The sequence below is a fragment of the Acidovorax sp. 107 genome, assembly GCF_003058055.1.
GTDB lineage: Bacteria > Pseudomonadota > Gammaproteobacteria > Burkholderiales > Burkholderiaceae_C > Acidovorax.
Genome location: NZ_QBTZ01000001.1, coordinates 1555377 through 1581006 on the forward strand (window position 1 = coordinate 1555377; position 25630 = coordinate 1581006).

The 25630-nt window shown below is 60.4% G+C and carries 32 protein-coding genes; 14 read left to right on the plus strand and 18 right to left on the minus strand.

Annotation, left to right across the window (positions count from 1 at the left end):
- Positions 1-90 precede the first annotated feature (90 nt).
- Entirely contained in the window at positions 91-462 is a 372-nt protein-coding gene (locus tag C8C99_RS07415) for a hypothetical protein (RefSeq protein ID WP_100409585.1), read from the plus strand.
- 95 nt (positions 463-557) lie between these two features.
- Positions 558-1082, plus strand: coding sequence for a DUF4148 domain-containing protein (locus C8C99_RS07420; RefSeq protein ID WP_108625378.1), 525 nt, complete (start codon positions 558-560; stop codon positions 1080-1082).
- A 142-nt stretch (positions 1083-1224) separates the two neighbouring features.
- Here C8C99_RS07420 and fliE read toward each other — a convergent pair whose 3' ends face one another.
- The 4 genes from fliE to C8C99_RS07440 form a co-directional block, all read right to left on the minus strand.
- Positions 1225-1533, minus strand: coding sequence for a flagellar hook-basal body complex protein FliE (fliE, locus tag C8C99_RS07425; RefSeq protein WP_015012923.1), 309 nt, complete (start codon positions 1531-1533; stop codon positions 1225-1227).
- Between the two features lie 239 nt (positions 1534-1772).
- A complete protein-coding gene (locus C8C99_RS07430) occupies positions 1773-3035 on the minus strand; it encodes a type II restriction endonuclease (protein WP_108625379.1) in 1263 nt (420 codons plus the stop codon).
- Positions 3028-4434 carry a heavy metal sensor histidine kinase gene (locus C8C99_RS07435; protein ID WP_056419624.1) on the minus strand — a complete coding sequence of 469 codons (1407 nt, stop codon included), beginning with the start codon at positions 4432-4434 and terminating at the stop codon, positions 3028-3030. Before C8C99_RS07435 ends, C8C99_RS07430 begins: the two co-directional genes overlap by 8 nt.
- Complete coding sequence (locus tag C8C99_RS07440) at positions 4431-5117, minus strand: heavy metal response regulator transcription factor (protein ID WP_015012920.1); 687 nt, start codon at positions 5115-5117, stop codon at positions 4431-4433. The genes C8C99_RS07435 and C8C99_RS07440 overlap by 4 nt, the downstream gene beginning before the upstream one ends.
- Positions 5118-5345: 228 nt before the next feature.
- On the opposite strand from C8C99_RS07440, the gene C8C99_RS07445 reads away from it, so the two are divergent.
- From C8C99_RS07445 to C8C99_RS07470, 6 genes are all read left to right on the plus strand, one after another.
- Positions 5346-5579: a hypothetical protein gene (locus tag C8C99_RS07445; protein WP_233247170.1), complete on the plus strand. Its 234-nt coding sequence runs from the start codon at positions 5346-5348 to the stop codon at positions 5577-5579.
- Entirely contained in the window at positions 5576-7009 is a 1434-nt protein-coding gene (locus C8C99_RS07450; protein ID WP_108625380.1) for a TolC family protein, read from the plus strand. The genes C8C99_RS07445 and C8C99_RS07450 overlap by 4 nt, the downstream gene beginning before the upstream one ends.
- 19 nt (positions 7010-7028) lie before the next feature.
- Positions 7029-8441, plus strand: a complete 1413-nt coding sequence (locus C8C99_RS07455; protein WP_015012917.1) for a multicopper oxidase family protein — start codon at positions 7029-7031, stop codon at positions 8439-8441.
- A 35-nt stretch (positions 8442-8476) separates the two neighbouring features.
- On the plus strand, positions 8477-8962 hold the full coding sequence (locus C8C99_RS07460) for a plastocyanin/azurin family copper-binding protein (protein ID WP_056419630.1): 486 nt from the start codon (positions 8477-8479) through the stop codon (positions 8960-8962).
- Between the two features lie 38 nt (positions 8963-9000).
- Positions 9001-9342: a copper-binding protein gene (locus C8C99_RS07465; protein ID WP_108625381.1), complete on the plus strand. Its 342-nt coding sequence runs from the start codon at positions 9001-9003 to the stop codon at positions 9340-9342.
- A gap of 77 nt (positions 9343-9419) precedes the next feature.
- Positions 9420-9713: a hypothetical protein gene (locus C8C99_RS07470; RefSeq protein WP_124515296.1), complete on the plus strand. Its 294-nt coding sequence runs from the start codon at positions 9420-9422 to the stop codon at positions 9711-9713.
- Between the two features lie 157 nt (positions 9714-9870).
- Here C8C99_RS07470 and C8C99_RS07475 read toward each other — a convergent pair whose 3' ends face one another.
- Both C8C99_RS07475 and C8C99_RS07480 read right to left on the minus strand, forming a co-directional pair.
- A complete protein-coding gene (locus C8C99_RS07475; protein WP_056637557.1) occupies positions 9871-10062 on the minus strand; it encodes a heavy-metal-associated domain-containing protein in 192 nt (63 codons plus the stop codon).
- 60 nt (positions 10063-10122) lie between these two features.
- Positions 10123-10557, minus strand: coding sequence for a Cd(II)/Pb(II)-responsive transcriptional regulator (locus tag C8C99_RS07480; protein WP_108625382.1), 435 nt, complete (start codon positions 10555-10557; stop codon positions 10123-10125).
- A 79-nt stretch (positions 10558-10636) separates the two neighbouring features.
- Here C8C99_RS07480 and C8C99_RS07485 point away from each other — a divergent pair, with 79 nt between their 5' ends.
- Positions 10637-12958 carry a cation-translocating P-type ATPase gene (locus tag C8C99_RS07485; protein WP_233247171.1) on the plus strand — a complete coding sequence of 774 codons (2322 nt, stop codon included), beginning with the start codon at positions 10637-10639 and terminating at the stop codon, positions 12956-12958.
- An 11-nt stretch (positions 12959-12969) separates the two neighbouring features.
- Here the strand turns inward: C8C99_RS07485 and C8C99_RS07490 are convergent, their stop codons facing one another.
- From C8C99_RS07490 to C8C99_RS07505, 5 genes are all read right to left on the minus strand, one after another.
- Positions 12970-14025: a DMT family transporter gene (locus C8C99_RS07490; protein WP_056637549.1), complete on the minus strand. Its 1056-nt coding sequence runs from the start codon at positions 14023-14025 to the stop codon at positions 12970-12972.
- 396 nt (positions 14026-14421) lie between these two features.
- Positions 14422-14850: a hypothetical protein gene (locus C8C99_RS23815; protein ID WP_124511450.1), complete on the minus strand. Its 429-nt coding sequence runs from the start codon at positions 14848-14850 to the stop codon at positions 14422-14424.
- Positions 14851-14874: 24 nt separating this feature from the next.
- Positions 14875-15120, minus strand: a complete 246-nt coding sequence (locus C8C99_RS07500) for a hypothetical protein (RefSeq protein ID WP_146186018.1) — start codon at positions 15118-15120, stop codon at positions 14875-14877.
- A 160-nt stretch (positions 15121-15280) separates the two neighbouring features.
- Entirely contained in the window at positions 15281-15415 is a 135-nt protein-coding gene (locus C8C99_RS24320) for a hypothetical protein (RefSeq protein ID WP_255409640.1), read from the minus strand.
- A 21-nt stretch (positions 15416-15436) separates the two neighbouring features.
- Positions 15437-15658 carry a hypothetical protein gene (locus C8C99_RS07505; protein WP_100409567.1) on the minus strand — a complete coding sequence of 74 codons (222 nt, stop codon included), beginning with the start codon at positions 15656-15658 and terminating at the stop codon, positions 15437-15439.
- A 110-nt stretch (positions 15659-15768) separates the two neighbouring features.
- On the opposite strand from C8C99_RS07505, the gene C8C99_RS07510 reads away from it, so the two are divergent.
- Positions 15769-16074, plus strand: a complete 306-nt coding sequence (locus C8C99_RS07510) for a helix-turn-helix domain-containing protein (RefSeq protein WP_108625385.1) — start codon at positions 15769-15771, stop codon at positions 16072-16074.
- A 32-nt stretch (positions 16075-16106) separates the two neighbouring features.
- Here the strand turns inward: C8C99_RS07510 and C8C99_RS07515 are convergent, their stop codons facing one another.
- Positions 16107-16976, minus strand: coding sequence for a hypothetical protein (locus tag C8C99_RS07515; RefSeq protein ID WP_108625386.1), 870 nt, complete (start codon positions 16974-16976; stop codon positions 16107-16109).
- 299 nt (positions 16977-17275) lie between these two features.
- Here C8C99_RS07515 and C8C99_RS07520 point away from each other — a divergent pair, with 299 nt between their 5' ends.
- Positions 17276-17509, plus strand: a complete 234-nt coding sequence (locus C8C99_RS07520) for a hypothetical protein (RefSeq protein ID WP_124511455.1) — start codon at positions 17276-17278, stop codon at positions 17507-17509.
- A gap of 100 nt (positions 17510-17609) precedes the next feature.
- Positions 17610-17885 (plus strand): H-NS family nucleoid-associated regulatory protein, encoded by a 276-nt coding sequence (locus tag C8C99_RS07525; RefSeq protein ID WP_108625388.1) that lies wholly within the window; start codon positions 17610-17612, stop codon positions 17883-17885.
- A gap of 755 nt (positions 17886-18640) precedes the next feature.
- Here C8C99_RS07525 and C8C99_RS07530 read toward each other — a convergent pair.
- From C8C99_RS07530 to C8C99_RS07545, 4 genes are all read right to left on the minus strand, one after another.
- Entirely contained in the window at positions 18641-19615 is a 975-nt protein-coding gene (locus C8C99_RS07530; RefSeq protein ID WP_199226353.1) for a phage capsid protein, read from the minus strand.
- Positions 19616-19749: 134 nt separating this feature from the next.
- Entirely contained in the window at positions 19750-20763 is a 1014-nt protein-coding gene (locus tag C8C99_RS07535) for a YqaJ viral recombinase family protein (RefSeq protein ID WP_056419666.1), read from the minus strand.
- A gap of 165 nt (positions 20764-20928) precedes the next feature.
- Entirely contained in the window at positions 20929-21942 is a 1014-nt protein-coding gene (locus C8C99_RS07540; protein ID WP_108625389.1) for a DUF932 domain-containing protein, read from the minus strand.
- 220 nt (positions 21943-22162) lie between these two features.
- Positions 22163-22492, minus strand: a complete 330-nt coding sequence (locus C8C99_RS07545; RefSeq protein ID WP_108625390.1) for a hypothetical protein — start codon at positions 22490-22492, stop codon at positions 22163-22165.
- A 405-nt stretch (positions 22493-22897) separates the two neighbouring features.
- Here C8C99_RS07545 and C8C99_RS07550 point away from each other — a divergent pair, with 405 nt between their 5' ends.
- Positions 22898-23278 carry a hypothetical protein gene (locus C8C99_RS07550; protein ID WP_056419673.1) on the plus strand — a complete coding sequence of 127 codons (381 nt, stop codon included), beginning with the start codon at positions 22898-22900 and terminating at the stop codon, positions 23276-23278.
- A 113-nt stretch (positions 23279-23391) separates the two neighbouring features.
- Here C8C99_RS07550 and C8C99_RS07555 read toward each other — a convergent pair whose 3' ends face one another.
- Both C8C99_RS07555 and C8C99_RS07560 read right to left on the minus strand, forming a co-directional pair.
- Positions 23392-23736 (minus strand): H-NS family nucleoid-associated regulatory protein, encoded by a 345-nt coding sequence (locus C8C99_RS07555; protein ID WP_158274163.1) that lies wholly within the window; start codon positions 23734-23736, stop codon positions 23392-23394.
- Between the two features lie 103 nt (positions 23737-23839).
- Positions 23840-24856 (minus strand): DNA-binding protein, encoded by a 1017-nt coding sequence (locus C8C99_RS07560; RefSeq protein ID WP_082493261.1) that lies wholly within the window; start codon positions 24854-24856, stop codon positions 23840-23842.
- Between the two features lie 240 nt (positions 24857-25096).
- Here C8C99_RS07560 and C8C99_RS07565 point away from each other — a divergent pair, with 240 nt between their 5' ends.
- On the plus strand, positions 25097-25495 hold the full coding sequence (locus tag C8C99_RS07565) for a YkvA family protein (RefSeq protein ID WP_056419922.1): 399 nt from the start codon (positions 25097-25099) through the stop codon (positions 25493-25495).
- The last annotated feature ends 135 nt before the right edge of the window (positions 25496-25630 follow it).

Here is a 25630-nt window from a genome sequence, read left to right on the forward strand (position 1 = left end):
TGGGGCGGCAATTTTTAGACTTCTCTCCGTGGTGCAGAAAACGCCACCTGGATGAACCATATCGGGCATCCGGCGCCACAGGAGACCATCATGAAAGTTCGTACCGCAATCCTCGTCGCCAGCCTTGCTGCATCCGCCACCGCCTCTTTCGCAACTTCCGTTTACCACGCAAGCCCAAGCCAGGAGGAAGGCGTGAGCCTGGCCGCCGACCATTTGGGCAATGCGGTGAGCCGCCAAGCGGTCGAAAGCACCGTGCTGGCCGCTCAGAAGGACGGTTCGCTGTACTGGATCAGCCGTGGCTACCCTGCCACTTATCCACTCGTTCCGGGCCCCAAACTGACCAAGACCCGCCAGCAAGTCCTCGATGAGTTGCAGTCAGCCAAGCGCAACCCCGTCGGTCGTGACGGTGTACGGGATATGGGCGGCGAAGCTGGCTGGGTCGATGCCCGCCAACTGCCCTGAACCCTCTCAACGATCACCGGCAACCGCGTGCCCTCCCAAACCGGCCTGCGGTTGCACCTGAACCATTGCCATCTACCCAAAAAGGAAACCCCATCATGAAACTGAAGTCCACCCTCATCGTCCTTTCCCTCATCGCAGCCCCCGCTTTTGCGTCGGACCAAGCGGTCAGCAAGACGCGCGAACAAGTGCTGGCTGAATTGGCGCAGGCTCAGCAAAACGGCGAGATGCTTGCTGCAGGCGACTCGGGGATGACTCTCAAGCAAATCAACCCCGGAGCCTATCGCTCGACTACTTCGACTCAGGCTAGCAAATCCCGCGAGCAAGTGCGGGAAGAATTGGAGCAGGCTATCCGTACGGGTGACATCATGGTGGCCGGTGAATTCGGAGTCAAACGCAATGAGTTGATGTCTGGTCGCTATCCGATCGTGGCAGGCAAGTCGTTGAAGACGCGGGAACAAGTCAAGAGTGAGTTGGCACGCGCCATCCGCGAAGGCGAAATCGTCGCTGTGGGCGAAGACGGCCGCAAGCTCAACGAAATCTATCCTGACCGCTACCACGCTGCGCACCATGCTGCCGTGGCCACCACCTCGGACGAAGTCACCCAGGCCCCTCGGTTCTAAACGGGTTCTCCGGGCGGTCGGCTGCTGATCTGGAGGGGTCTTTCGAAACAGGGCCTCCTCCAATTGGCTCGCCATGCATGTCTGCGGCGCTAGCAGCAAGTGCGTGCGACATCTGCTTTTGCATTGCTCTGGCCTCCGAGCATCAGACTTGCATGTTCATCACATCGGTGTAGGCCTGGACAATGCGGTTGCGGCTCTGAAGAGTGGCCTGAAACGCGATGTTCGACTTGACTCCAGCGAGCATCGTTTCTTCAAGACTGACCGTGGGATTGCCGAATGTGACCTCGCGGCTTAGGCGACCAGACTCACTCTGCAACTGGCTTGTGGTTGAAAGCGCCTGCTTCATCGCGTCCAGAAAACCGCCTCCCTGGATGCTCGGTGCTTTGGGCACAGAGTTTCCCAGCGAACTGACAGGCAATAGTGCATCCAATGGCTTTGTCGTGACGTTCATGCCGAGGCTTTCTGGGGCGAAGAGTTTGCGAAGTTCTGCCTCGAAATCTGTACCGAGGCAACGCCCAATCGTAGAGATTGGAGTTCGATCTGTAGCTTTCGCAACGCAAGGCGCCACCCGTCAATCCCGCCGTTCGGGATAACAGAAACTTCATCTTGCCGACATCGCCGTGGGTCGCCGCATCCCTGGGGCCCAAAGAGCCGAGCGCAGCGAAGCGCGCCGCACGAAATAGCCGTGGCTCACAGCCGCTGCGAAATCTCCAGCAACGGCTTGATGCTGGACCCAAAGCGGCTCATGGAGGCATGGTTCTGCTCCAGCTGGCTGTAAGGCAAGTACCGGATTCCCAGCTCCGACACCCTGGAGAAGGCAGGCCTTTGAAGTTGCTCAGCGACCTTGTCTCTGCGATTGTCTGGAGCCACCAGAAACAGGGCGCAGTTGCCTGCAACCGGCGTGCCCAGGGCCAGATCGAGCATGCGTACGATGCCCGAATAGATGGACGTGGTGTGTTCGACTTCGAATGCGGCGGCGAATTGCGAGGTCTGGGGATCAACCCATACAACATCGATCAGTCGCACGGACTCCAGTCCTCGGTCCAGGCTGGCGGGCAACTGCGCCATGCATCCATCTCCCAGCAACCCCCCGCCATAGGCGCGGCCCCGGTCGTTGGACGCGATCCAGACCTCAAATCCGAGCGCCTTGCCCAGGTCGCGCAGCGAGGCCTGGACACCCGTGTGGGTCGCATCACTCTCGGTCGCTTGGGACAGTTCCCGTTGCAATGCGGTGGATTCCTGGCGCACACGTTCAAGGTCTTCTTGCCAGAGAGCTGTCGCCGCTGCATCCATTGCTTGTGGCGGCGCTGCATATCGGCCACTGCCAATGTCAAACATGAGTCCTGCAATCGCGCCCAGATCATTCGACAGTTTCAGCCGGTACTGCGCGTTCAGGCGCAGCAAGCCCTCCCGCATGGAGAGATAGTGCTCCCAGCGCCCGAGCTTCACGCGCCCCCCGGTCACCGCGTTGAACCCGTTGACGATGGCCGTGTTGAAGGGAGAGACCAGCGTTGGGTGGATGAAATACAGCAAGTTGGCGACTGCTGGGCCCAAGCCTTTGATGCCAATTGCATCAATGCGCTGTATGGCGGCCACCACGTCTTCTGCGCAGTCGCAGTGATCGCAAGTGTGAAGAAGATCTGCGAAGGCGAGCTGGTTGCTCGCATTCTCGTAGATATCCGGAATCCGCAGCTTGGGTTTCCAGAGGAAAGCGTGGTCCGCACCCTTGAAGATCTGGCGCTGCTCCGCCACGGACCCGACGATTGTCTCCAGCGAGGAGCCTCGGTAGGCGTTGCCAAACGTTCCGGCCCGGATGTCCTCCACCACTTGCGCAATGCCTCGGCGAATGGAGCGGAAGTTCTTGATCCGCTGATCCCACAAGAACCAGGTGTTGTAGGTGCTGCTCGGGTCTGCCTTCCAGCAGTCTATGAGAGTTTCCAAAGGGTCATGCATCTGTCGTGAGGTGCTTGCCAATGCTCTGTGCACTGGGGAAATACATCGAAAAACAAGTCCTGCCATCCGCCGAACTCACAGAAATCCGTCCCCGGTGTGCGTGAACAATCGCCTGGGTAATGGACAAGCCCAACCCCGCTCCGTCCGAGTCCAGCTGCTTGCGCGACTTGTCCGCCCTAAAGAAGCGGTCGAACAGGCGGGGGATCATCTGCGCCTCGATGGAAGGTCCAGTGTTGACGACGTCCACGGTGGTTCCGTGCAGGCCCCCCTGGATGTCCACGACCACCAGCTCGCCTGGTGGGGTGTAGCGAATGGCGTTGGACAGGAGATTGCTGAGCGCCCGGCGCAACATCAACCGGTCGCCTGTGATCTCCGCCGTCCCGATCAATTGCAGTCGGACTTGCTTCTCTTCTGCCAAGGCCTCGTAGAAGTCAAACAAAGCCTGAGCTTCATCATGGACCGCGATTCTTTCCGTGCTGGGAAGAATGAGACCGTGGTCAGCCTTGGCCAGGAACAACATGTCAGCCACCATGCGGGCCAGGCGCTGGTACTCCTCGGCGTTGGAGGCCAGTATGTCCTGGTACTCCTCAGAGGAGCGAGCCTGGCTGAGTGTGACCTGCGTCTGTGTCATCAGATTGTTGATCGGCGTACGCAGCTCGTGAGCCAGGTCCGAAGAAAACTCGGACAGGCGGTCGAACTCCTCCTTCAAGCGCCGGAGCATCTCGTTGAGGGTGGTCGCCAGGTCGGCCATCTCCACCGGAAACTCCTGGGTTGGCATCCGCTCGTCCAGTCGCTGTGCCGTGATGGCCATGGCGCGGGACCGCATGGCGCGAAGGGGGGCCAAGCCATTCTTTGCGGCCCACCAGCCCAGGATCCCAGCCACCAGCGTTGCCAATGCCACGTAGCTCACAAGTACCCAAATCAATTCGTACATGAAGTGCTTGTGGTGAGCAATGTCCACGGCCACCCAGACCTGCAGCGGCGGCTCTGCGGAATCAGGCAGCGTCACGGCTTCGGACATTCCCCGGTACTCACGGTCCTTGATTCGCCACGAGGCGACCCCCAAGCGGGAATGCTGGGTCCGCACGCTCAAGTCCGCAGGAAACTCAAAGTCTTCCGTCGAGTACAGCGATTGACCATTGCGAAGCACGGTGACGAAGAGGCCCTCATGGCTGTGCAAAACGTCATCCAGCCGCGTCTTCAGATCCTGCGGCGACTTCGATTTGCCGATGACCTCACGCGTCAGGTGAACCTTGTCACGCAGTGCATCGCGGTCAAGCTCCACGAAATGCCGGTCAATGGAAATCGCCACGAGAGTTCCCAGTCCAATTAGCACCAGCCCGGAAGCCAAAGTAAAAAAGACCGTCAGCCGTGTCGTGAGCGAGTACCGGGCTTTCACGCACGCTCCTGCGGCGCTTCAAGCACATACCCCATGCCTCGCACCGTCTGGATCAGCTTGGCGTCATAGGCATCGTCAATCTTGGCCCGAAGCCTGCGCATCGCCACCTCGATCACGTTGGAATCGCTGTCGAAATTCATATCCCACACCTGCGACGCGATCAGAGAGCGCGGCAGAACTTCCCCTTGGCGGCGCATCAGCAGCTCCAGGAGTCCGAACTCCTTGGCCGTGAGGTCGATGCGTTTGCCAGATCTGCTGACTCGCCGCCGCAAGAGGTCTAGTTCTAGATCGGCCACCTGGAGGACCGTCACCTCGGTGCCATTGCGACCACGCCTGAGGATGGTGCGCGCTCGCGCCAATAGCTCGGCAAAGGAAAACGGTTTGACCAGGTAGTCGTCCGCCCCCAGTTCCAACCCTTTGATCCGGTCTTGCACCTGATCCTTGGCCGTGAGAAACAGTACGGGCATCTCCAGGCCCCGGCGACGCAGATTGGTGAGCACCTGCCAGCCATCCATCCCAGGAAGCATCACATCCAGGATCACCAGGTCGTAGTCACCTTCCTGGGCCAGATGCAGGCCATCGACTCCGTTGTGAACCAGATCGGCGTTGAACCCTGCCTCACGCAAGCCTTGGCGCAAGTATTCGCCGGTTTTGATTTCATCCTCGACGATCAATATCTTCACGGGATCTCCCTGTCTGCGAATGGCGGCAAGTGTGCCCTCAGATCGCTGGCTTTCTTCCAGATGACAAAGATGTAATGAAGCCGTTATGTCGGCGGAAGCCTTGGGATCACACAATGCGTTGCATCAAGAACGCATGGTGAACCTATGAAAATTTCCTGGCTTTCACGACCTATATCAACCCCCTGGCTAGCCGCCGCGCTAATAGCGCCGTCCCTGGCTCTGGCTCAGATGCCAGAGGGCGAATCCGCCAAGGTGGACTATCAGCTTTCGTACCGATCAGCCCTCTCGGGCTACGAAGCCTACAAAGAGCAATCCGTCCAGCCCTGGAAAGCGGCCAATGACAAGGTGGGCGAGATCGGAGGCTGGCGCACCTATGCCAAGGAAATTCGCCAGACGGCACCCACAACCGGCCAGGACCAACCCGCGCAGGGCCATGACGCACACCACGGGGGCAAACAATGAACCGCCCCTTGCACACGCCCCGCGCCAAACTCGTGATCGCCGTGGCCGCAGTGGCGGTCTTGTCTGGTTGCGCCAGCGTGAATCTGGAGCAGAACCTCACCAGCGCCAATACAGCCGCAAGCGGTTTCACGGACGGCCAGCTTACCTTGGCCCGGGACCAGAGCGAGCGGGACGCCTTGCGCCAGCGCGCTTCGGATCTGCTGGCCAAGCCGCTCAGTCAGAAGGATGCCGTTCAACTCGCACTCGTCAATAGCCCATCCCTGCAGGCCATCGTGGCTCAAAACTGGGCGGACGCTTCCACGGCAGCCCAGTCCGGCCGCATCGCCAACCCCATCCTGAGCCTGGAGCGCGTTCGCCTGGGCAGCGAGACGGAGATCGGCCGCCTCCTGTCCTTCGGGCTGCTGGACCTGCTGACCTTGCCGACGCGCAAAGGCATCGCCGAGCAGCGCATCAAGCAGACCCAGTTGCGCCTGAGCAGCGAGGTAGTGGACCAAGTCACGCAGGTACGTCAGGCATGGGTACGCGCCGTTGCCGCGCAACAAACGCTGGCCTACACCCAACAGGTCGTCGCCAGCGCCCAAGCCAGTGCCGAACTGGCCAAGCGCATGCAGGCGGTGGGCAATTTCAACAAGCTTGACCGTGCACGCCAGCAAGCGTTCTATGCCGACACAGCGACCCAGCTGGCCAGTGCCCAGCACCAAGTCACGGCAGCCCGTGAGGAACTGGTCCGGCTGCTGGGTCTGGACGACAGCCAAGCCCAACAGCTCAAGTTGCCTGAGCGCCTGCCCACACTGCCCAAGGAGCCGCTGTCTGCATCGGACGCGGGCCGCCAAGCGTCTAAGGGGCGGCTGGATCTGCAGATCGCGAAGGCTGACTACGACGCAGCTGCACGCGCGCAAGGCTGGAACAGGATCACGACCTTCACAGACATCGAGTTGGGCGTGCGGCGCGACTCTGTCTTTGATGCCGCCGAGAACACCCACTCCACGCGGCGCGGCTTCGAGATCAGCCTGCAGCTGCCGATCTTCGACTGGGGTGGAATGCGGCGCGACGCCATGAATGCGCAGACCCTGGCTGCGGCCAACCGCCTGGAAGCAACCGCACGCGCAGCGGGTTCGAACCTTAGGGAGAGCTACTCCGCGTACCGCACTGCATATGACATCGCGCGTCACCACCGCGACGAGGTGATTCCCCTGCGAAAAACCATCTCCGAAGAAAACCAGCTTCGCTACAACGGGATGCTGATCAGCGTTTTCGAGTTGCTTGCCGACTCCCGCGACCAGGTGAACTCGGTGATGGCGGCCCTGAACGCCGAACAGCAGTTCTGGCTGGCGGACGCCGCCCTTCAGGCCTCTCTCATCGGCAAGCCCACCAGCGCTGGCGTCTCGGGCGGTGGCGCAGCCGCTGCCGAAGCCGGTGCAGGCCACTGATCCCCTCAAGGAAACCAACATGAATTCAAGAAGAGATTTTTTCCGGTTTGCTGGCATTGCCGGAGGGGCCGTGGCCGCAGCGAGTGTGAGCCGCGTGGCAATGGCCGCACTGCCAGAACCCGTGTACCAGACAAGCGCAGACACCATGGCGCCGCTGGTGCCCAACTCCGGGCGCCCCTACAATCCGGTGGTCACGCTCAACGGCTGGACGCTGCCCTGGCGCATGAACCAGGGGGTCAAGGAGTTCCACCTGGTGGCAGAACCCGTCGTGCGCGAAATGGCCCCTGGCTTCAAGGCCCACCTTTGGGGATACAACGGCCAGAGTCCTGGTCCCACCATCGAAGTGGTGGAAGGCGACCGCGTTCGCATTTTTGTGACCAACAAGCTGCCCGAGCACACCAGCATCCACTGGCATGGACAGCGTTTGCCCAATGGCATGGACGGTGTGGCGGGATTGAACCAGCCCGCAATCCAGTCGGGCAAGACCTTCGTCTACGAATTCGTGGCGCGCCGTCCAGGTACCTTCATGTACCACCCGCACGCCGATGAGATGACCCAGATGGCCATGGGCATGATGGGCTTTTGGATCACGCATCCAAAGACCAAGCATCCGCTGATTGATGAAGTGAATCGAGACTTTTGCTTCCTGCTCAGTGCCTACGACATTGAGCCCGGGGCCGCTACGCCGAAGGTCGCGGAAATGCTGAATTTCAATTTATGGACTTGGAACAGCCGCATCTTTCCTGGCATCGACTCCTTGAACGTCCGGCTCAATGACAAGGTGCGTATTCGCATCGGCAATCTCACCATGACCAACCACCCCATGCACTTGCACGGTCACGAGTTTTTGGTGACGGGCACGGATGGTGGTCCTACACCCAAGAGCACCCGTCTCTATGAAGTGACCACCGACGTGGCCGTGGGCCAGATGCGCCAGATCGAGTTCCTCGCGGACGAAGAAGGTGACTGGGCATTCCACTGCCACAAGAGCCACCACACCATGAATGCAATGGGTCACGACATTCCCACCATGATTGGCGTAGACCACCGGGGCGTGGCCAAGAAGATCAACAACCTGATCCCCGACTACATGGTCATGGGCGAACGGGGCATGGCGGACATGACCGAGATGGAGATGCCCATCCCGGACAACACCATTCCCATGATGACCGGGGAAGGCCCGTTCGGGTCGGTCGAAATGGGCGGGATGTTCAGCGTCGTCAAAGTACGCCGCGACCAGAAACCGGGCGACTACAAAAATCCGGGTTGGTACAAGAACCCAGAGGGCACGGTGGCGTACGAGTACACCGGCCCGATGGCGGAGCCTGCCCGCTTCAAGGCCGAGGGCGGCCAATCCATGCCCCGCAAAGAGAAGTCCAGTTCGGACACTGTCGTCAAGGTCAAAAAGCCGTCTTCGCACAGCGGCCACTGATCGCCTCCTTTCCTCATCCACAACCCAAGGTAACTATGAAACGCACTCTTTCCCTGATCGCCGCCTCCGCCCTGGTGGCCCTGTCCTTCAACAGCTTTGCGGGCGGTACCCACAGCGGCGGTCACGGCCATGGAAGCGAGGAGTCAGCCATCGGCGAACCAGGCAAAGCCTCCAAAGTCAGTCGCACAATCAACGTGGACATGGCTGACACCATGCGCTTCACGCCCGCCGCGATCTCCGTCAAGCAGGGCGAAACGGTCAAGTTCGTGATCAAGAACAGTGGCCAGGTCAAGCATGAGTTCAGCCTGGGCACCGATGCCGAACTCAAGGAGCACTACGAGACGATGAAGAAGTTCCCGGACATGGAGCATGACGAGCCCAGCAAGGTGTCGCTGGCCCCCGGCAAGCAAGGCGAAATCATCTGGCAGTTCACCAAGGCTGGCGAAGTGAAGTTCGCCTGCCTGTACCCAGGCCACTACGACGCAGGCATGAAGGGCCAGGTCACGGTGGTCAAGAAGTAATCGGGGAATCCCTGCACGCAATTGAACAAGGAGCTCGTATGAAAAACGCAAACACTTTATTGATCGGCGCTATGTTGTCGCTGGTCACTCTCATGCCGCTGTCGGCCGTGGCGCAGGCCGCTGGAGACGCCGGAAAAGCCGCATCCACGACCGCAGCCTCCATGACCGATGGAGAGGTGCGCAAGATCGACAAGGACGCCGGCAAGATCACCATCAAGCATGGCGACATCAAGCACTTGGAGATGCCGGGGATGACCATGGTGTTTGCTGCCAAGGACAAGGCCCTGCTCGACAAGACGCAGGTCGGCGACAAGATCCGTTTCATGGTGATCAACGAGGGCGGAAAGATGGTCGTCACCGCCATCGAGCCTGCCAAGTAAGCACAAGGAGTGCCTCGCCGCGCCCTCAAGAAAGGGGGCGCTCTTCTGTTCGCACGTCAACCTACCAAGGAAAAATCATGAAAACTCTCCTTATCGCCCTGGCCATGACCGCCGCATCGTCCGCATTCGCTGCTGGCGACACCCAAGAGGCCACGCCCTACACCAACTCCAAGGCGCAAGCGCATGGCGAGGAACACAAAAAGGCCCGTCCTGCGACCGGTGTGAAGCGGACCAAGGATGGCAGTACGGCGCGGGGTGAAGGCTCTGGCATCGCCGACACCAGCAAGGCCGAAGCCCGTGGTCAGGAAAAGGCCAATGCGCGGGAAGCCATGCCGCACAAGGAAGCCACTCCGGGCTCCACGCCCAAGTAGTTCCGAGACAGAGAGGTGGCAAAAAAGTAGCAACCGCCCAAAGACCTCAGGCCGACCATCGCTGCGTCAAGGCGATGGTCGGCGGCTCCAAGGCGGTTTCAATACCCACCGCGATGAACGTGTGCCGGAGCAGATCTTTTGCGGTACGGACGCGTAGTCAAGAGGGCGGGTAGCCCGCCTCGGTGAGCGCTTCCGCAAGCGTCAGACGGTCTTCAGCACTCTGCACCGTAACCAAGCGCTTGGACATGTCCACCTGCACCTTGCAGCCAGGATCCACCATCTGCAGTGTCTGGTTCACCATCCCTGCGCAGTGCCCGCAGGTCATGTCGGGAAGCTGGAATTCATGCATTTACTTCTCGTGGCAAAGAGTTGAGAGGAGTGCAGTCTCGGACTTGCCACAGTGGCAAGGTCAACCACTTTTTTCTCCATGGCACAGACAGGCCTCACCATGGGCTGCCGCGACAAGCTCGTTAAGAATTCCACAGCTCTGATGCGCATGCTCTCCACTGCATGCTGAGCGCAGCTGCAGCAGTTGCTTTTCCAACGCCATCATGCTGATGATGCGAGCGCGCAGCCGACTTAGCTGGTCATCGATCAAATGGTTGACGTCTGCGCACGCCTCTTGCGGGGCATCCAATGCACCCAATAAGCTCTTTATGTCAGCCAGCGGGATGTCCAGCGCCCTGCAGTGCCGCACAAACGACAACCGCTCCAGGTGGGCCGGAGCGTAGTTGCGATAGCCATTGGCCAGCCGCGCGGGTAGAGGCAAGAGGCCTTCCTTTTCGTAAAAACGGATCGTTTCGGCATCAACGCCTGTTGCGGCGGCCAGTTCCTTGATCTGCATGTTGAGAGCTGGATATTGGGAAGTCTTGACACTGTAGCGACTCCAAGGTTTCCAATCGAGGCATCAAGGAGAGAAATTTATGAAATCCTGCTGCGACGAAGCACAAAAACCAACCTCCCAGGACCCATGCTGCGCTCCAGCCGCTCCCGTCTCTACTCAGCTTGATTCCTGTTGCGCCAGCCCGGTTGCGGCCTCTCCAGATACTTGCTGTACCCCACATTCGCTAGCAACCGCAGCGCCTTCGTTTGCAAATGGGCGTGGCCCCCAGGGAGCCATGTTCCGCATCGAGGCCATGGACTGCGCAGCCGAAGAAAGTGAGATCCGCCGCGCGCTGAAGTCAATTGCCGGGGTGCGCGGCCTGGGGTTTCAGCTCGGCGCACGCACGCTGACCATTGACGCCCCTGATGCTGTGATTCCTCAAGCCTTGGCGGCCATTCGCAAGGCAGGGTTCGACCCGCAGCCCGTGGCAACCGCTGCGGCAACGGGCGAAGCCCCTGGGCGGGCCTCCACCACCGACGAACTCGGGCGTATGGGGTTGGCGCTGGGCCTGGCCGTCTGCGCCGAAGCCGTGGCCTTCTTCTCTCCAGACACGCTGGCCTTCAAGGGCATTGGCATGGCCCTGGCGGCGGCGGCCATCTGGCTGGCGGGCTTTTCCACCTACCGCAAGGGGTTTGCCGCCTTGCTGCAGGGACGGCTGAACATCAATGCGCTGATGACGGTGGCCGTGACCGGCGCGTTTCTCATTGGCCAATGGCCAGAAGCCGCCATGGTGATGGCCCTCTATGCCATTGCTGAATTGATCGAAGGCCGCGCGGTAGACCGTGCACGCAATGCCATCAAGAGCCTGTTGGATCTCACGCCCGAGACGGCCGAAGTACGCCAGCCTGACGGCAGCTGGAAATCGGTGGCCGCTGCACAGGTTCCCGTCAACGCCATCGTCCGGGTCAGGCCGGGCGAGCGCATGCCGCTGGACGGCACGGTGGCCGTTGGGACCAGCGCAGTCAACCAGGCGCCGGTCACGGGAGAGAGCATTCCGGTGGACAAGGTTCCTGGAGATCCCGTGTTTGCTGGCACCATCAACGAAACAGGCACCCTGGAGGTGATGGTCACGGCAGAGGCCAGCAACACCACCTTGGCCCGCATCATTCACTCGGTGGAACAGGCGCAGGGCTCACGCGCCCCCACACAGCAGTTCGTGGACCGGTTTGCTGCCATTTACACCCCGGCTGTGTTCATCATGGCCGTTCTTGTGGCGACGCTCACTCCGGTCTTTATGGACCTGACGTGGGTGGATGCCGTCTACAAGGCTCTGGTACTGCTGGTCATCGCCTGCCCCTGTGCGCTGGTGATCGCAACGCCGGTGACGGTGGTCAGTGGTCTGGCTTCTGCGGCCCGGCGTGGCATCCTCATCAAGGGCGGGGTTTACCTGGAAGACGCGCACAAACTCAAGGCCATTGCGCTCGACAAGACCGGCACGATCACGGAAGGAAAACCCAAACTGGTGGCCCAGCACGTGCTGGCCAGAACGTATCCCGAAACCCAGATTCTGGGCTGGGCGGCGGACCTGGCCGGTCACTCTGACCACCCCGTGTCCAAGGCCATCGCGCAAGGACTGTCTGCTGGCCAGGGCATCGTGGCAGGCTTCACGGCCCTTGCCGGACGTGGTGTGGAAGCCCAGCTTGATGGCCAACCCCTGATTCTCGGGAATCACCGGCTCATCGAGGAACGGGGTCTTTGCAGCCCCGCCATTGAGGCGCTGCTACAGGCACAGGAATCGCAGGGCCGCACGGTGACCCTTCTGGCCAGTCAATCGGAGGTTCTTGCCATCTTTGCGGTGGCCGACACCATCAAGGACAGCTCACGGGAGGCCATCGCCCAGCTATACGCGCTGGGAATCGCCTCGGTCATGCTGACCGGAGACAACCAAGCCACGGCAGAGACCATCGCCAAACAGGCGGGCATCGACCAGGCGCATGGAAACCTGCTGCCAGAAGACAAGCTGTCGGCCATTGAGCAGATGCAGGCCCAGTACGGTGCCACGGCGATGACGGGGGATGGCATCAATGACGCACCTGCGCTGGCACGCGCCGACATCGGCCTTGCCATGGGTGCAGCAGGAACCGACACGGCCATGGAGGCTGCGGACATCGTCATCATGAATGACGATCTGCGCCGCATCCCCGAAGTCATCCAGCTCTCCAGGCGCACGCGGGGCATCCTTCTTCAGAACATCGTGCTGGCGCTGGGTATCAAGACGGTGTTCTTGGTGCTTGCGGTCTTTGGGAACGCGTCGATGTGGATGGCGGTTTTTGCGGACATGGGGGCCAGCCTCCTGGTGGTTGGCAATGGGCTGAGGCTGCTGCGCGGCACGCGCGCTCACGCGGTCCGCGCTGTTGGTTAGATCTAGCGGGTTCAGTGAACGTGCTGATGGTGCACGTCAGGAGCATGGGGATGGGCGTGGGTCACAGGCTCATGGGTGTGCTTGTGGCTGTGGCTGCCAGTTGGCATTACTACGTGCACATGTGCATGGTGCCCATCGTCGTGCCGGTGAGCATGCTCATGCTCCAGCACTTCGTGCGTGTGCTCGTGTCCATGGCTTTCCGCCAGATGGAGCATTACTCCCGCCAACATGAACACTCCACCCAAGAGCATAAACCACCCCGCAGAGCGTTCCCCGAAACCGAAGGCCACGGCAGCACCAATGAAGGGCGCGAAGGCGAACACCGAGCCCGTCCGCGCCGCACCAAATGCCCGCTGGGCCAGGAGGTAACAGCGCAGACTCAGGCCGTAACCAGTGGCTCCAACGGCGAGAAGTCCCAGTGCTGCGGACAGGGAAGGCAAAGGCTCCCCAGTCGAAACAGCCAATGCAGCCGTCGCTGCGGCCCCCAGGGTGGCCTTGGCCATCACCACCTGGCTGGGGTCGCGCTCAGCCAGCCCACGGGACAAGGTGTTGTCCACCCCCCAGGCGACCGTGGCCAGCAGCACGGCAAGCAGCCCCAGCAACTGCACGCCTCCTTGCAGGCCTTGGTCCAGAACGAGCGCCATTCCTCCTGCGAGCAGCAACAGCATGGCGGCCCACACGCGGCGGTCCATGGTTTCGCTGTACAGCCACCATGCCAGCGTGGCGGTGAACAGCGCTTCCAGAGTGAGCATGAGCGACGCGCTGGCTCCGCTCGTGTGCTGCAGGCCCCAGGCCAGGGCCACCGGCCCCAGCGCGGCGCCAAAGCCAGCCATCGCCAGAAGGCGCGGAATGTCGGACCTCTGCACTCGCGCTTCATGCGCAGCAGTCCGCAGCGACAGTGCCCCGATCAGGGCCGCTCCTAAGTACAGCAGCGCTGCGGTCGTGAAGGCCCCGAGCCCTGCGCCCAGCCTCTGTACCGCGGGCGTGCTGATGCCGAAGAGTACCGCCGCCAGCAGGGCGAGAAAGCCACCGCGCAAGGCGGGAAGATGCAAAGGGTCACGCTTCATAGGTGAGGGATTTGAGCACGACATCGGAGTCTGGTAATCCCCAGAACTGGACAAGGCAAGGGGTTCAAAGACGGAAATAGCTGACTCGACGAGAAGTGGAAGGTCTGCTTTCGAAGAAAGCGGCCAACGACATTGTCAGACTGAGCGACGGCAACCAGCCTGAAGCAGCCGTATTGACCATTTTTCAGCTGCATTCGTTCGCTTCATCCCATCCAAAGAAATCACCTCCCACTGGAAGCCCTCGCTTCTTATCTTGTGTGGGACGACCATCAGCGCCACCCCCCGAGCTGCGTTCACATCTGCTCAGACCAAAAAAAGAAGCCACAATAAAAAAGGGACCAGGCCACAGCCTAGTCCCCTTCAACAAGTAGTGGCCAACGCCACATTCGCCAGGCCTCACCCCAGCCTGCACAACTCCATGTTTACCTTGACGAGCTCTGACTCGTGAACCCACCCGAGGGTGGAGTTCGGACCAAACTCGGCGTCATGGACTCCCTTCAACTGCACCCACTCCTGAAACCGCCCCACCACCCGCAAGGTAAAGCCCTTCATCAGGATCATCTTGGGCTTGGTGTCCTCGTACGGCACAGCAGTCTCAAATACCCGCGTGCCTACAAACACCGTACGGTTCTTCACCTCCTTGCTCAGCGGCCGCACGCAAGCCGAAGTCTCCGGCTGTGGTGACTGCGCCCATGCGCCTTGCACCAGCAACGCACACAAAAGGCTGCCAGCTAACAATAGGGCAGGGCAGGTAACTCCCTGGAGGTGCCTAGGAATTGCATTCGTTCCAACATCTTGAACCTGCTTATTTTTTGTTGTCTTCATTGCATATCTCCTTTCCGCGCCAGATCAGCGCCCGTGTTTCTCAACACACTCGATCAAAGCCTTCGCAAAATCTGCCTGCAGGGTCTGCAGCGGAATCCCGCCCCGGCTCTCCGCAAACTCATCCAGGTTCTTGAGGTCGTAGCGCTCGCCCATCTTGTCCACCGCGCACTGACAGGTCTTCTTGCTGCTGCCCCCATCAGTGCAGCCCTTGACCATCATTCGTTCCGTCTTGGAGCCAGAACACCCCACCAAAGCCAGCACGGCACCCAACGTGAGTGCTGTGATCACACCCCTGGACCCACGGATCCAGCTTTGCAGACCCACTAGCTGCGCCCCCGTCATTCCGAATCGCATAACCCCTCCTTGTGTAAAAAAACGCACGCCCAGCCCTCCAGGCGCGCTCATCGTTCTGTTCCCAACTCAAAGCCCCTCACCGCTTTCCACTGTTGGCCATCCCAATCAGCAGCCAGAGCACGATCACTCCCAGCCCGAACCAGAAGCCCAGCGAGGCAAAGAACAGGTAGACCATCAAACACACCAAAATCACCTGTGCCAAAAACGCCATGGTGCTTTCTCCTGTCCAGCCTTAACTGGCCATCACAAACGCCACCATGGCAACGATCAGCAAGCCCCCAATGAACTTGCCCAGTCCTGGCAACACCATCACAGGCCACACCAACCCCTGGCCCAGGTGGTACGCAAAACTTCGGTAGGGCTCATCCCCCCAGTTGTTGGCATAGATCGCATACAGCAGCCCGAACAAGAAATACCCCACCACCACCCAACGACCCCAAGCAAACCGCTTCATGGCAATTCCTCCTAAAGTTGAAGCACTAACCACTCAAAATTCCCACGGAGCGCACAAATAGTGATGCAAACTCCGTAGATGCAAAGAAGGCAAAACCGCATCCTCCTGCGGTGTCTGCCAAACCCACGCCCCCGACCCATCTGCCCGACCCGGGCAACGTGCGCGAAATCCTCGCGTACTGGATTCGGCTACTGCGTGTAGAAAAAGGCTGGTCCCAAGAGCGCCTGGCCCACGAGTGCGAACTCGACCGCACCTACGTCTCTGCCGTAGAGCGCTGCCGCTGGAACATCGCCCTGGCCAATATCGAGCGCCTGGCACAGGCCCTGGGGGTAGAGCCCTGGACCCTGCTCAAACCCCCAGAGCAGGCGCTCAAGCCCGCCCGCAAAACCCCCAGAAAACCCCCTGTCAAGACTTGAGACTGCAGTCGAACGCAGAGGTACACGCACCTTCATTGCGAAGTCACCGGCTTACCGTCCCGCGTGAGCGACCCCTGCTGGTACACAAACTCCACCAGCTTCTGAGCCGCCTTGCGCTGCTCTTCCTCGGGTTCGAACGGCCCCGCAAACCCCAGCATCCGAATGGACAGCTTGGGAGCCATATTGGGCTTGTCCTCGACCACCGCAAACACCCGATCCGAGCAAGACCCAAACTTCGGCGACACCTGCACCCCCTGCGCCGACACCGCCAGCACCTGGAAGAGGGCAGGGCAGGCAGTCCCCGATCCACTTTGCAGCAACAGCACATCCTCTGCACCTACCGGCGCATTGCGCACGATGCGCACGGATTCCTCCTGAGGCGATAGAACGGTTTGCCCGTTTAAAACAACCGAAGAATCTCCCTCCTGCACAGCCACAACCCCAAACCGGGTCTTGACCTGCATCTCAGGCTCCTCCAGCGCAGACTCCACGCGGGCATCTCCCGCGTCAATCATCCCCAGCCAAGCCGACGGCGAAACACTGAACCCCAACTCACCCAAGACCTTGGTGGCCGGTGCCTGACTGTCCAGCGGCCTGGCCCGCACCCCCTCGACCAGACACGGCATGTTCTGCACACACTGCGACAAAAGCCGCTGGCCCAGAGCACTCTTTGGATCGAACACAAACGCCACCAGATCCCCCGTCTCCGGGCTCACCTCGAACACAGCCCCCTGTTCACCACGGCGATCCAGTACCCCAGCGATCTCCAGAAAGCCCGAGACCGTTTGCACCGGCAACTCAGGCGCTTGCACCTCGGCCTCCTTGCGCTGGCAACCGGCCAGCGACCCAGCCAGGCCCAACACCGCTAACGAAACAACCACCAGGCTTGGCGCAAGCCGCACCCTTCTTCTCATGGACTGCATAAAACTCCCTCTCTGTTAGTAAATGATATGTGATGCAAATGCATCAATTGAACGCCAACCAAAGACCATCGGTTGACCGATTGCTGAACGGGCAGGGATGGGGAAGTGGCTGCGAGATCTTTGCCGCAGCTCAGCCGCTACCGTGTGAGATGTTCCATATGGAGCGAGAACATCCCTGCCCGTGACCAGCTTCCCCCGTGGACCTGCACAAACTCCGTTGCCTTGGTACGATCCCAAGCGCACGCAACGAAGACCCCCACCAAGAACAGATCCCCTGAGTGAAGAACCTGAGCGCCTCCATCTCGATGAACCCGTCCACCGCCAGGAACTGCTGCGGCTACTGCCGGGCCACCAGCTACCACCGCGTGCTCGCACGCGATGACGCCGGAGTCATGCGCTACACCGAAGCCCTGCGTTGCACCGGTTGCGGCCGGGAATACGCCAACCTGCAGGTATGGCGCCAGGGCGACACCCAAGACGCCACGACTCCCCCCGTTGCAACTGCCAACTGAGCATTCCTGGGCTCCGGTTCGCGTAGAGTGCTTCCTGTGTCTAAAAGGTCCTCCTTGGACCCAATCACAACACCCCAGCACTCACTCCCAACGCACCCCCATGCCCAGCTACGCCGAACTCCTCGCCCAGAAAAAACTCCTCGACGAACAAATCGCCAACGCCAAGAAGGCCGAGTCCGAACAGGCCCTCCAAACCGTCCTGCAACTCGTTCAGGAATTCGGCTTCACGGCCCAACAGGTCTTCCCCTGGAAGCCCCAGCCCAAGAAGGTCGCTGCCAAGTACCGGGACCCCGACACCGGTGCCACCTGGTCCGGCCGAGGTAAGCCGCCCCAGTGGATTGCAGGCAAGGACCGCACGCCCTTTGTGATTGCCTGATCGGTACGGAATGGGAGCCAGCCAGTGCGGATGCACTGTCTGAGCTCCCGCCAGATCACTGGGGGCTCTGGCCTTTGCCGGGAGACAGTGCGATCGCTGAGAGGACCATCCCGCAGTCCAGGTTGCCCTCCAATGTACGCGCCGACCAAACAGCCCTAAACTCCGCAACCCGCACAGCCGCCTCATGGTGTGGATAGGCACCAGGAACCAGACGCTGGTTGTGCCCCAGTCCCCATCCAGGATGCACCCGGGTGTCCAAGACCAAGAGGCCAGAAGCCTCAGTGCACACTGCGTTGCCTGATCCTTCCCCCACCGGTCTCCAAGGCCCCTCCACCCCGACCACTAGCATCCATTGAGGCGGCGGGGAAGGCGGGCGAGGAGCTCCCCGCACCTCCCTGGCAATCGACTGCCACAGCAGCAGCACCAGGCCACCCCGGTGAACCGCGTCGTGACACAGCGCTAACAAGTCCGATGGTCCCTGCTCCCAAACCAGTTGAGCATGAAGCCCCGGCAGAAGCCGCTGCGCATGGCGCAACACCCCGGCCGCACTGGTCGCAGTAGGTACTGCCACCCGCTGGCCGGTGAGCAGGGCCACTGCCTGCTGCAGTACCACCGCCCCCGTGCGATGCGGTGGTGCTCTATGCCTCACCAGAATCCCCGGCAGCACCTTGGCGCCTGGTGCTGAATCCAGCCCACTGCGATAGCAAGGCACAGTCTCCATCACCAACCCCACCGCATAGCGCCGAACGAGCCCCTCAGGCAACCGCATGGGAAGCCCCTGGATCACCCGTTGCATTGGCGCGCATTCCGAGTGCTTCCTGCTTGCGATGCAGCTTGCCCCGCAGCGAGATCGGCGCAGGTGCTTGCGCTGCTCCACTATCTCCATCCGTATCGGAATCTGGATAGAACTCCTCGACGACCTCCACCCCTTCCTCTTCCGACTCCTCGAACTCCCCCAGCGCCAAACCCTGCCGTGCCGCTTCATCCAGTGCTGCCTGATCCAGCCCCAACGCCGCCTGCTGCTCCCGCTCCTGCCGTGCCAAAGCGACGACCTGGGCCAGGTTGCTTCCCGCTCTCAGCGTCAGATCCACGTAGTAGATCGGCGTGCGATGCGACAGCGTCGTGGACTTGCCCCGCAGCCGAAGCTCCAAGGGCAACCCGGCCAGCAACCCACCCGACACCGCAAACAGATACCGCAGCCGGGTCGACAGTGTCCGGATGCTGTTGAACCCCGTGGTTCGGAACACAAAGCTGCCCAACTCGTCGCCAGTCATACCCTCCATACCCGCTTCGGTACTCCCCTCAGCCTCTACCCGCACATGCAGTCGCCCATACGGCTTGCAGTTCCCGTCCTGCGCGAGCGCACACACCGCGGGCGAAGGACAGGGCAGGGACTGCATCCCTGACAGGGTCACCCGCTTGCAGCTTTCTCCATCTCCAACACACAGAGGTCGTCCCGTGGCCCGATCAAACATTGTGTAGTTCGCCCTGAGGCTCAGGTCCGGATTGTCAAACAGCAGCCGCACCGGAATGCTGCGCAGCTTGGCCCCCGGCTCCTTGCGCAACTGGGCATCCACCGGATGTGGCACCCACCCCTCCTTGTTCTGGACCTGGCTGGTCAGGGTGAACTCATCGTCCTTCTCCGGAAGACGGCGTCCCGCCTTCTCCACCACCCGCCCAATCGCAATGCGCCCGATCACGGGCGGTGTCAAAGCCAAACCTTTGAGCATGTGAATCTCCTTGTTGATTGTGAAAACACCCCCTAAAGCACAACGGGCCTCACCGTCACCGATGAAGCCCGTCAGGGGATGCGTTTATGAAAATGAATTGAATGAACCTGGACTCCGATATCCCCGGCCCACCTTCAGGTCTGCACCAAAAACCTCCGACTCCCCGGCTTCGGTACCGTGTAAGCCTTCACGATCTCCGGCTGCTCCTTGGCAAGCCGCGCCGTATCGAGCTGCGTCCCATCCCGGCTGCGTTTGAAACTCACCTCACCGTTCTCAAACACCGCCCGGCTCGAATCCCCCATACGCTGCTGAATCGTCTGCTTGAGCTGCGCTTCCAGGGCCGTGTTGGTCGCCAGCACCTCCCGCACCGCCAGCAGGTCAGAAAACACCGCCCCCATCACCAGGTCATGTTTGAGATTCAAGGTAAAGCCGGTGTCCCGGGGATACAGCGCCCGCAAAGCCCGGTCTGCCGAATCCGACCCATCGGCCGGAGGCGCCTGGCCCCGCTCCACATAACCCCAGAACTCCCGCTCCAGGGTGATGAGCTGAGCAATCAGCTCCTCATCCCGCTCGATGCGAAAGATCTGCAGCTCCTGGCCCCCGAGCAACACCGCCACGTCCGCAGCCTGTTTGCCCGTCACGGCCAACTGGTGCTGCACCTGCAACTGCACATACTCCGGCACCCCATCCCGCCAAAGCCAGGCCCCTTGAATGCCTGCGGTCTTGCACTCAAGCAACTGGACATCGGGTGCCCCAAGGACCTCCCGGTCGATATTGGCAAGCATCCATGGGTGCTCGGGATGCTGCAGCACCGCATTGATACGCCGCACCCGTTTGCCCGTACGGCGGGTGTAGTGCGCCGCCACAATGGGCTCTAGAAGAGCACCCCAGTACATCGGACTCAGATCGTCTGCACCCCCATCACCCGGCGGGACAGTGGGAGCACGACCGGTCTTCTCCATCCACAACTCCAGCATCGACTGGTAGGGATTGAGCCCCACCGCCGCCGCAGCATCCGAACTGCCAATGCCTCCTTTGCGGACCTGCAACCACTGATCGCGATCCAGGTCTTGGGTCTTGACCAGCCGAAGGGCAGGGCGGGGTTTGGTGGGAGATGAACCCACCGGTGAAACAACAGGTTGAACCATGCTGACTCCTTGAATGTGAAAAAAACGAATACCAGCACCGCCCCCAGAAAAACAAAGACCCCGGTCCACTGAAGGAGCCGGGGTCTATGCCGTTAAGGGCGATGGAGGTGAATGGATAAGGCGCGAGACAAAAAACAGGATGTGCCGCCAGAACGGCAGGCACCATCACGACGCCAACTGCAAGGCCTGCTCCAGAGCCCGCTGCTTGAGCGTGGCGCCCTGACCAAACCAGGCACTGTCCAGGCGGTATTCCTGACTGCGCGCCCGGCGCTCGTGGTCCACGAACTCGGTGATGGCGCACAAGAGGCCCCAGGCCGTGCCCTTGGCGGCAGCCAATTCCGCACCCCGGCCCTGGCCCTCGTACATGGCCTGCACCTTCTTGAGGGCGCGCTCATTGGTGAGACCTGCAGACGCATCGGCATGCCCATCCGTCTGGCACAGCACCTTGAGGAAGTAGTTCATGGACTCATGGCTCTTGACCCTGCGCTCAGACAAGGTCTTCATGCGGTACATGAAACCATCCCATTGCGAGACGGCAATGCCCAACTGCTTCTTGACCGCCTGCGCATCAAAGCTGGTGCTGTGGGGCACCTTGATCGCGCTCGATGTTCCGGACAGGGCAATGGAGAGGGTGTTGTTGCAGACCACACGCACGGTGGTGGGGGTGGCCGTGGTAGCCAAGGTCCCATCGCAGGACGTGGCCAACAGCAGATAGCCATTGACCACATCGTTGCCCTTGAGGGCTGAGGACTTGCCAGTGCGGGCCAGGGCCCAGAACTTGCGCCCAGCCTTCAGGACTCCGGCAGTCTCCAGCTCATAACCAGAGACTTCCGTCAGATCCCGATAGAACTCCAACACCTGCTTGGGCTGCACGACCTGGTAGCGGGCACTGACCACTGACAGGGGTGCCTTGGTATCACTGCGATAAAGCACCTTCTGATCGGTGAACTCCATGGGTTCGCCATAGAGGTCCGAGACAGAAGACGCAGCACTGGACCCGGAACCGGAACCAGCACCCGCCTGTGTAGCCATGTAGCGCACAGGGGTCTCTTGGATGGTCCAGTCCATGCCTGCTTCACGGGCCCAGACATCGATGGGTTGTTTGGCGGGCAGTTGCTGACCCAGGTTATGCCAGGGGGTCTCACCGACATAGGCCATGGTTTGAACGAGATGTGCCATTGAAATACTCCTTGTAGAAATGGAAGAGAGAACAAGAAAACAAAAAACCGACAACACGAAAACCACCCGCCCACGGCTGCGCCACTGCGCGACTCCAAAGAGCACACAGCTGGAACAAGGAACCGGGGCAGGGGAGTGAGAAAGGGAGAGGGAGAGAGAAACGGAAAGCCAAAGAAGCGCGAGGTCGAGGAACCAGTAGGACGACTACCGCCCATGCACCTCAGTCGCGCGGAGGACCAAAGGTGTGACCGCACTCCAGACAGCGGTAGTTGTCCAGGCAGTTCTGATCGACGGCTTCACCGATCTTGCTGCCGACCTCACAACCGATGGCGCCGCCAACCAGGCCACCGAGGGCGGCACCGGCGAGACCGCCCAGGACGGATCCTGCAGGACCGGCGAATGCGCCGAAAGTAGCGCCCAGTCGGGCACCGCGCAGCGCACTCGCTGCACCGCTGGCAGCTCCTGCGATAGCGCCGACAGCACAGCCGGCATTGCGACCGAGGTCGCGGGATTCCAATCGTGGGGATTGGCATTGGGGACAGGTGAGCATGGAAATCTCCTTGAAAGAACATGCGGGTGAAAGAACCAGAAAACCAAGATAGACAGACCAACAGGCAGCCCCAAAAAGCAAAAGCCCCGGGTGCGTGAACACACGGGGCTGAGAGGGCGCGAGATCGCAAAACCGAGAACCAGAAAGACAGAGAACTCCGACCAGGACGGCATAAAGCCCGGCAACTCGAGATGAGCTTGCCGGGCTTTATGGGCGTTGTGCGACTGCCAAGGGGCAGACGGTGGTCAGGTCACTGGGGTGATATGTGACTGAAGAAATTTAGGATCGGGTACCCGAATTGCATTGAGTCCCACGGGGCACAACCGGAAAGATGTCCGATATGTTTGCATCTGCCCCCCATCTTCTGAAGCAGAATCGTGGCCTCATCAACCCGTGGAGAAACGTATGAAACCAGAACTTGCCGGCTCTGTCAAAGTGACTTACTTACGGCGTGATCGAGATGAAGACGGGGAACTGATAGAGCTCAAGGAAGGGGAGGAGCAATACAGGGGTGAGACGTGTACAGACGTTGTTGATGCCTCCGACTTCGTTTGGGAGAGCGGTGCGGGGCCGCACCTTGACGAGGACGGTACATGGTCGGGTTCCGCGTTGTTCAAAGCGTATTGCGACGGCTATTGCGTCACCTGTGAGATCAATATCGCCACCAAGGATCGTCTGCCCAAAAAGCTCACATTGAACGTCGAGAGTGAAGCGCTGGTCGACTTTGTTTGGGTCGACCAACTCACCGTTGCGTTGGTCCCTACGTCTGGTGTCGGTGCGTTTTAGAAACTCGTCGAGTAGTGACGTCGGGTGAGGCTCCGCGATCGTGCTGGAAACTGGGGTGATCTCGGTTTTTGTGCCGGATCGGAAGGTTATGGAGAAATCTCTTTTTAGAACAACTACTTAGCGTTGCGCAAAGGTGTTCCGCGAGTTCGAAATTCTTCCAGCGTTTTCCCGCGCGCGATGGCTTCGTTCAACCAAGAGGGTCGCCGCCCCTTTCCTGCCCAAGTATTCCCAACTGCATCCTCGTACAGGACAGGTTTGCCGGCTGGGGGTCTCCCGGTCTCTGAGGTCAAAGATTGAATCTTTCTTGCGTTGGCAGTGGTTGCTTCGAACAGATCGGCTGGCTCCAATTCGAACTTGGCGATTACCTCTTTCAACAGTGGAATGATTTCCTCGGCTTCACGGACTTCGCTCATCGCCTCTTCAAGGCGTTTCTTCATTTGAGTGAGTGTCTTGGGCACTGGGATCTCCATAACGGAAGCTTGGACGCAACTTTCTCCATTGTGATGGGGAGCGCCGATGAGAGATAGACCGCCTCTGGCAGTCTTCAACACAGTCTTGCGGTCATGCGTTGGTGTGGCTTTGCGGCGCCTGCAACGTATCCAGGCGGCGCATCAGATCCGCCGTCAGCTGCTGGCGCGCCGCGTCAGCCGCGCTTGTTGCTGCGAGTTGCCGCTCCAGCTCCAGATTGCGCTGAGTGGCCTGAAGCAGATCCGCCTGCAGACGGGCGAGGTCTTGCTCTCGACTCAAGGCCTTCGCAGTCAAATCTTCAAGTTGCTGGGGTACTTCGGCAAGGCCGAGGGCAGTTTGCTGCGCCGCCTGCAGCTGCGTTTCCAGGCTCTGGAGTTGCGACCTGGCCTGACCCAACTCCCGCGCGAGTGCCTGGTTCTGCTGGTGGTCGTTGCGCATCTGCTGCTGATTGGCCGAGACAGCCGCATTGGCCTTAGTCAGTTCCGTCTGCAGGTACTGCAGTTGCTGCTCGTGCTGGCGTAGCTCGCGCTCGCGCTGCTCCTTGGACGCTTCGCGGAAATGCTCCAGAGCCTCCCTGGCATGGGTGTGCTTCTCTTCCAGGGACTGGCTGTGTGCTTGGGCACTCTCAAGCCGGGTCTGCAGCTGGGTCGTTTGCTCGACCAGTTGGGCCTGCTCGATCGCCTTGAGGGCCAACTCCCTGTTGGCGTGCTCGAGGGATTCGCGTTCCCTGGCCAACTCCAGTTGGGTCTGCTCCAGCTGCCGCCTGGCCGCGGCTGTTTCGCTCTTGGAGGTCTCCAGGCTGGCCTTGTACTGCGCTTCCTTGGCGTTGAACTCCTCCATCAGTGCAACGACCCTCGCATTGGCATCAAACTCCAACCTGGTGGACAGGCGGCCTACCAATTCCGCGAGCTCATCGCTGATGCTGATTTTCGGTGCCGTAGCGGCGGCTTCCTCGTCCTCGATTTCCTTGAGGTACCTGTGGATGGTCACCTTGGAGCCGGTATTGCCCAACTCGACGCGCACCGCATCGATGGACGGGTACTTGCCTTGGCTGATCAGCCTATCCCTGGCTCGCAGCACCTCAGACTTGTAGATTCCGGCTCTGGCCATGGCATCCTCCGATTTTTTCGTACCGTATTACATACCATGATATTACATACTGGGTGTGGCAATGAAAAATTGGGATTTCACGAAAAATTCAGACTAGTTAATAAGGGTTTATCTGTTGTGATCACTTCAAAGCCCGCAAAAATGGGGGGGCCGCAGCATGTAACGCGATGGGAGGGGTGGTTTTTCAGTTGCGCGGTCGCGCGTTAAAAATCAGACATGGGGCCGTGGCATGCTATCGATATGAGCATCACATGCGATCTAAGAACCTGGGCAAGGCGGATCAAACGCGATGGAGTGACGCTGTGGTTTGCAGGAAAGAATCCACGCACCCCCTGGTACGCAAAGGCCCTTGGAGTGTTTGTCGTGGCGTACGCGCTCAGCCCGATCGACCTGATTCCGGATTTCATACCAGTGCTGGGGTACTTGGATGATGTATTGCTGCTCCCCGGCCTGATATGGGTCGCTATCAAACTTTTGCCGGCGGACGTCCTGGCTGAATGCAGAACACAAGCCGATGAGTGGATGGCTTCCAAAGCAGCAAAGCCGACCAGCAAAGTCGGCGCAGTCGTTGTTGTACTACTGTGGCTCGCTGCCTGCTTGGGCGCCTGGTATTGGTGGAAGTCGGGCATGACTGGCTGAGGGACGGACTTGCGCGAATCGCCTCGGGAAGGCGCTTGTCCGCCGCAGGCTTTGCGGCATAGGCCTTTGTGAACCTCCGTGGCTACGCTTAGACACAGTGCTGTCAAAACTGTAATGCTGCGGTCAGCGGCATGT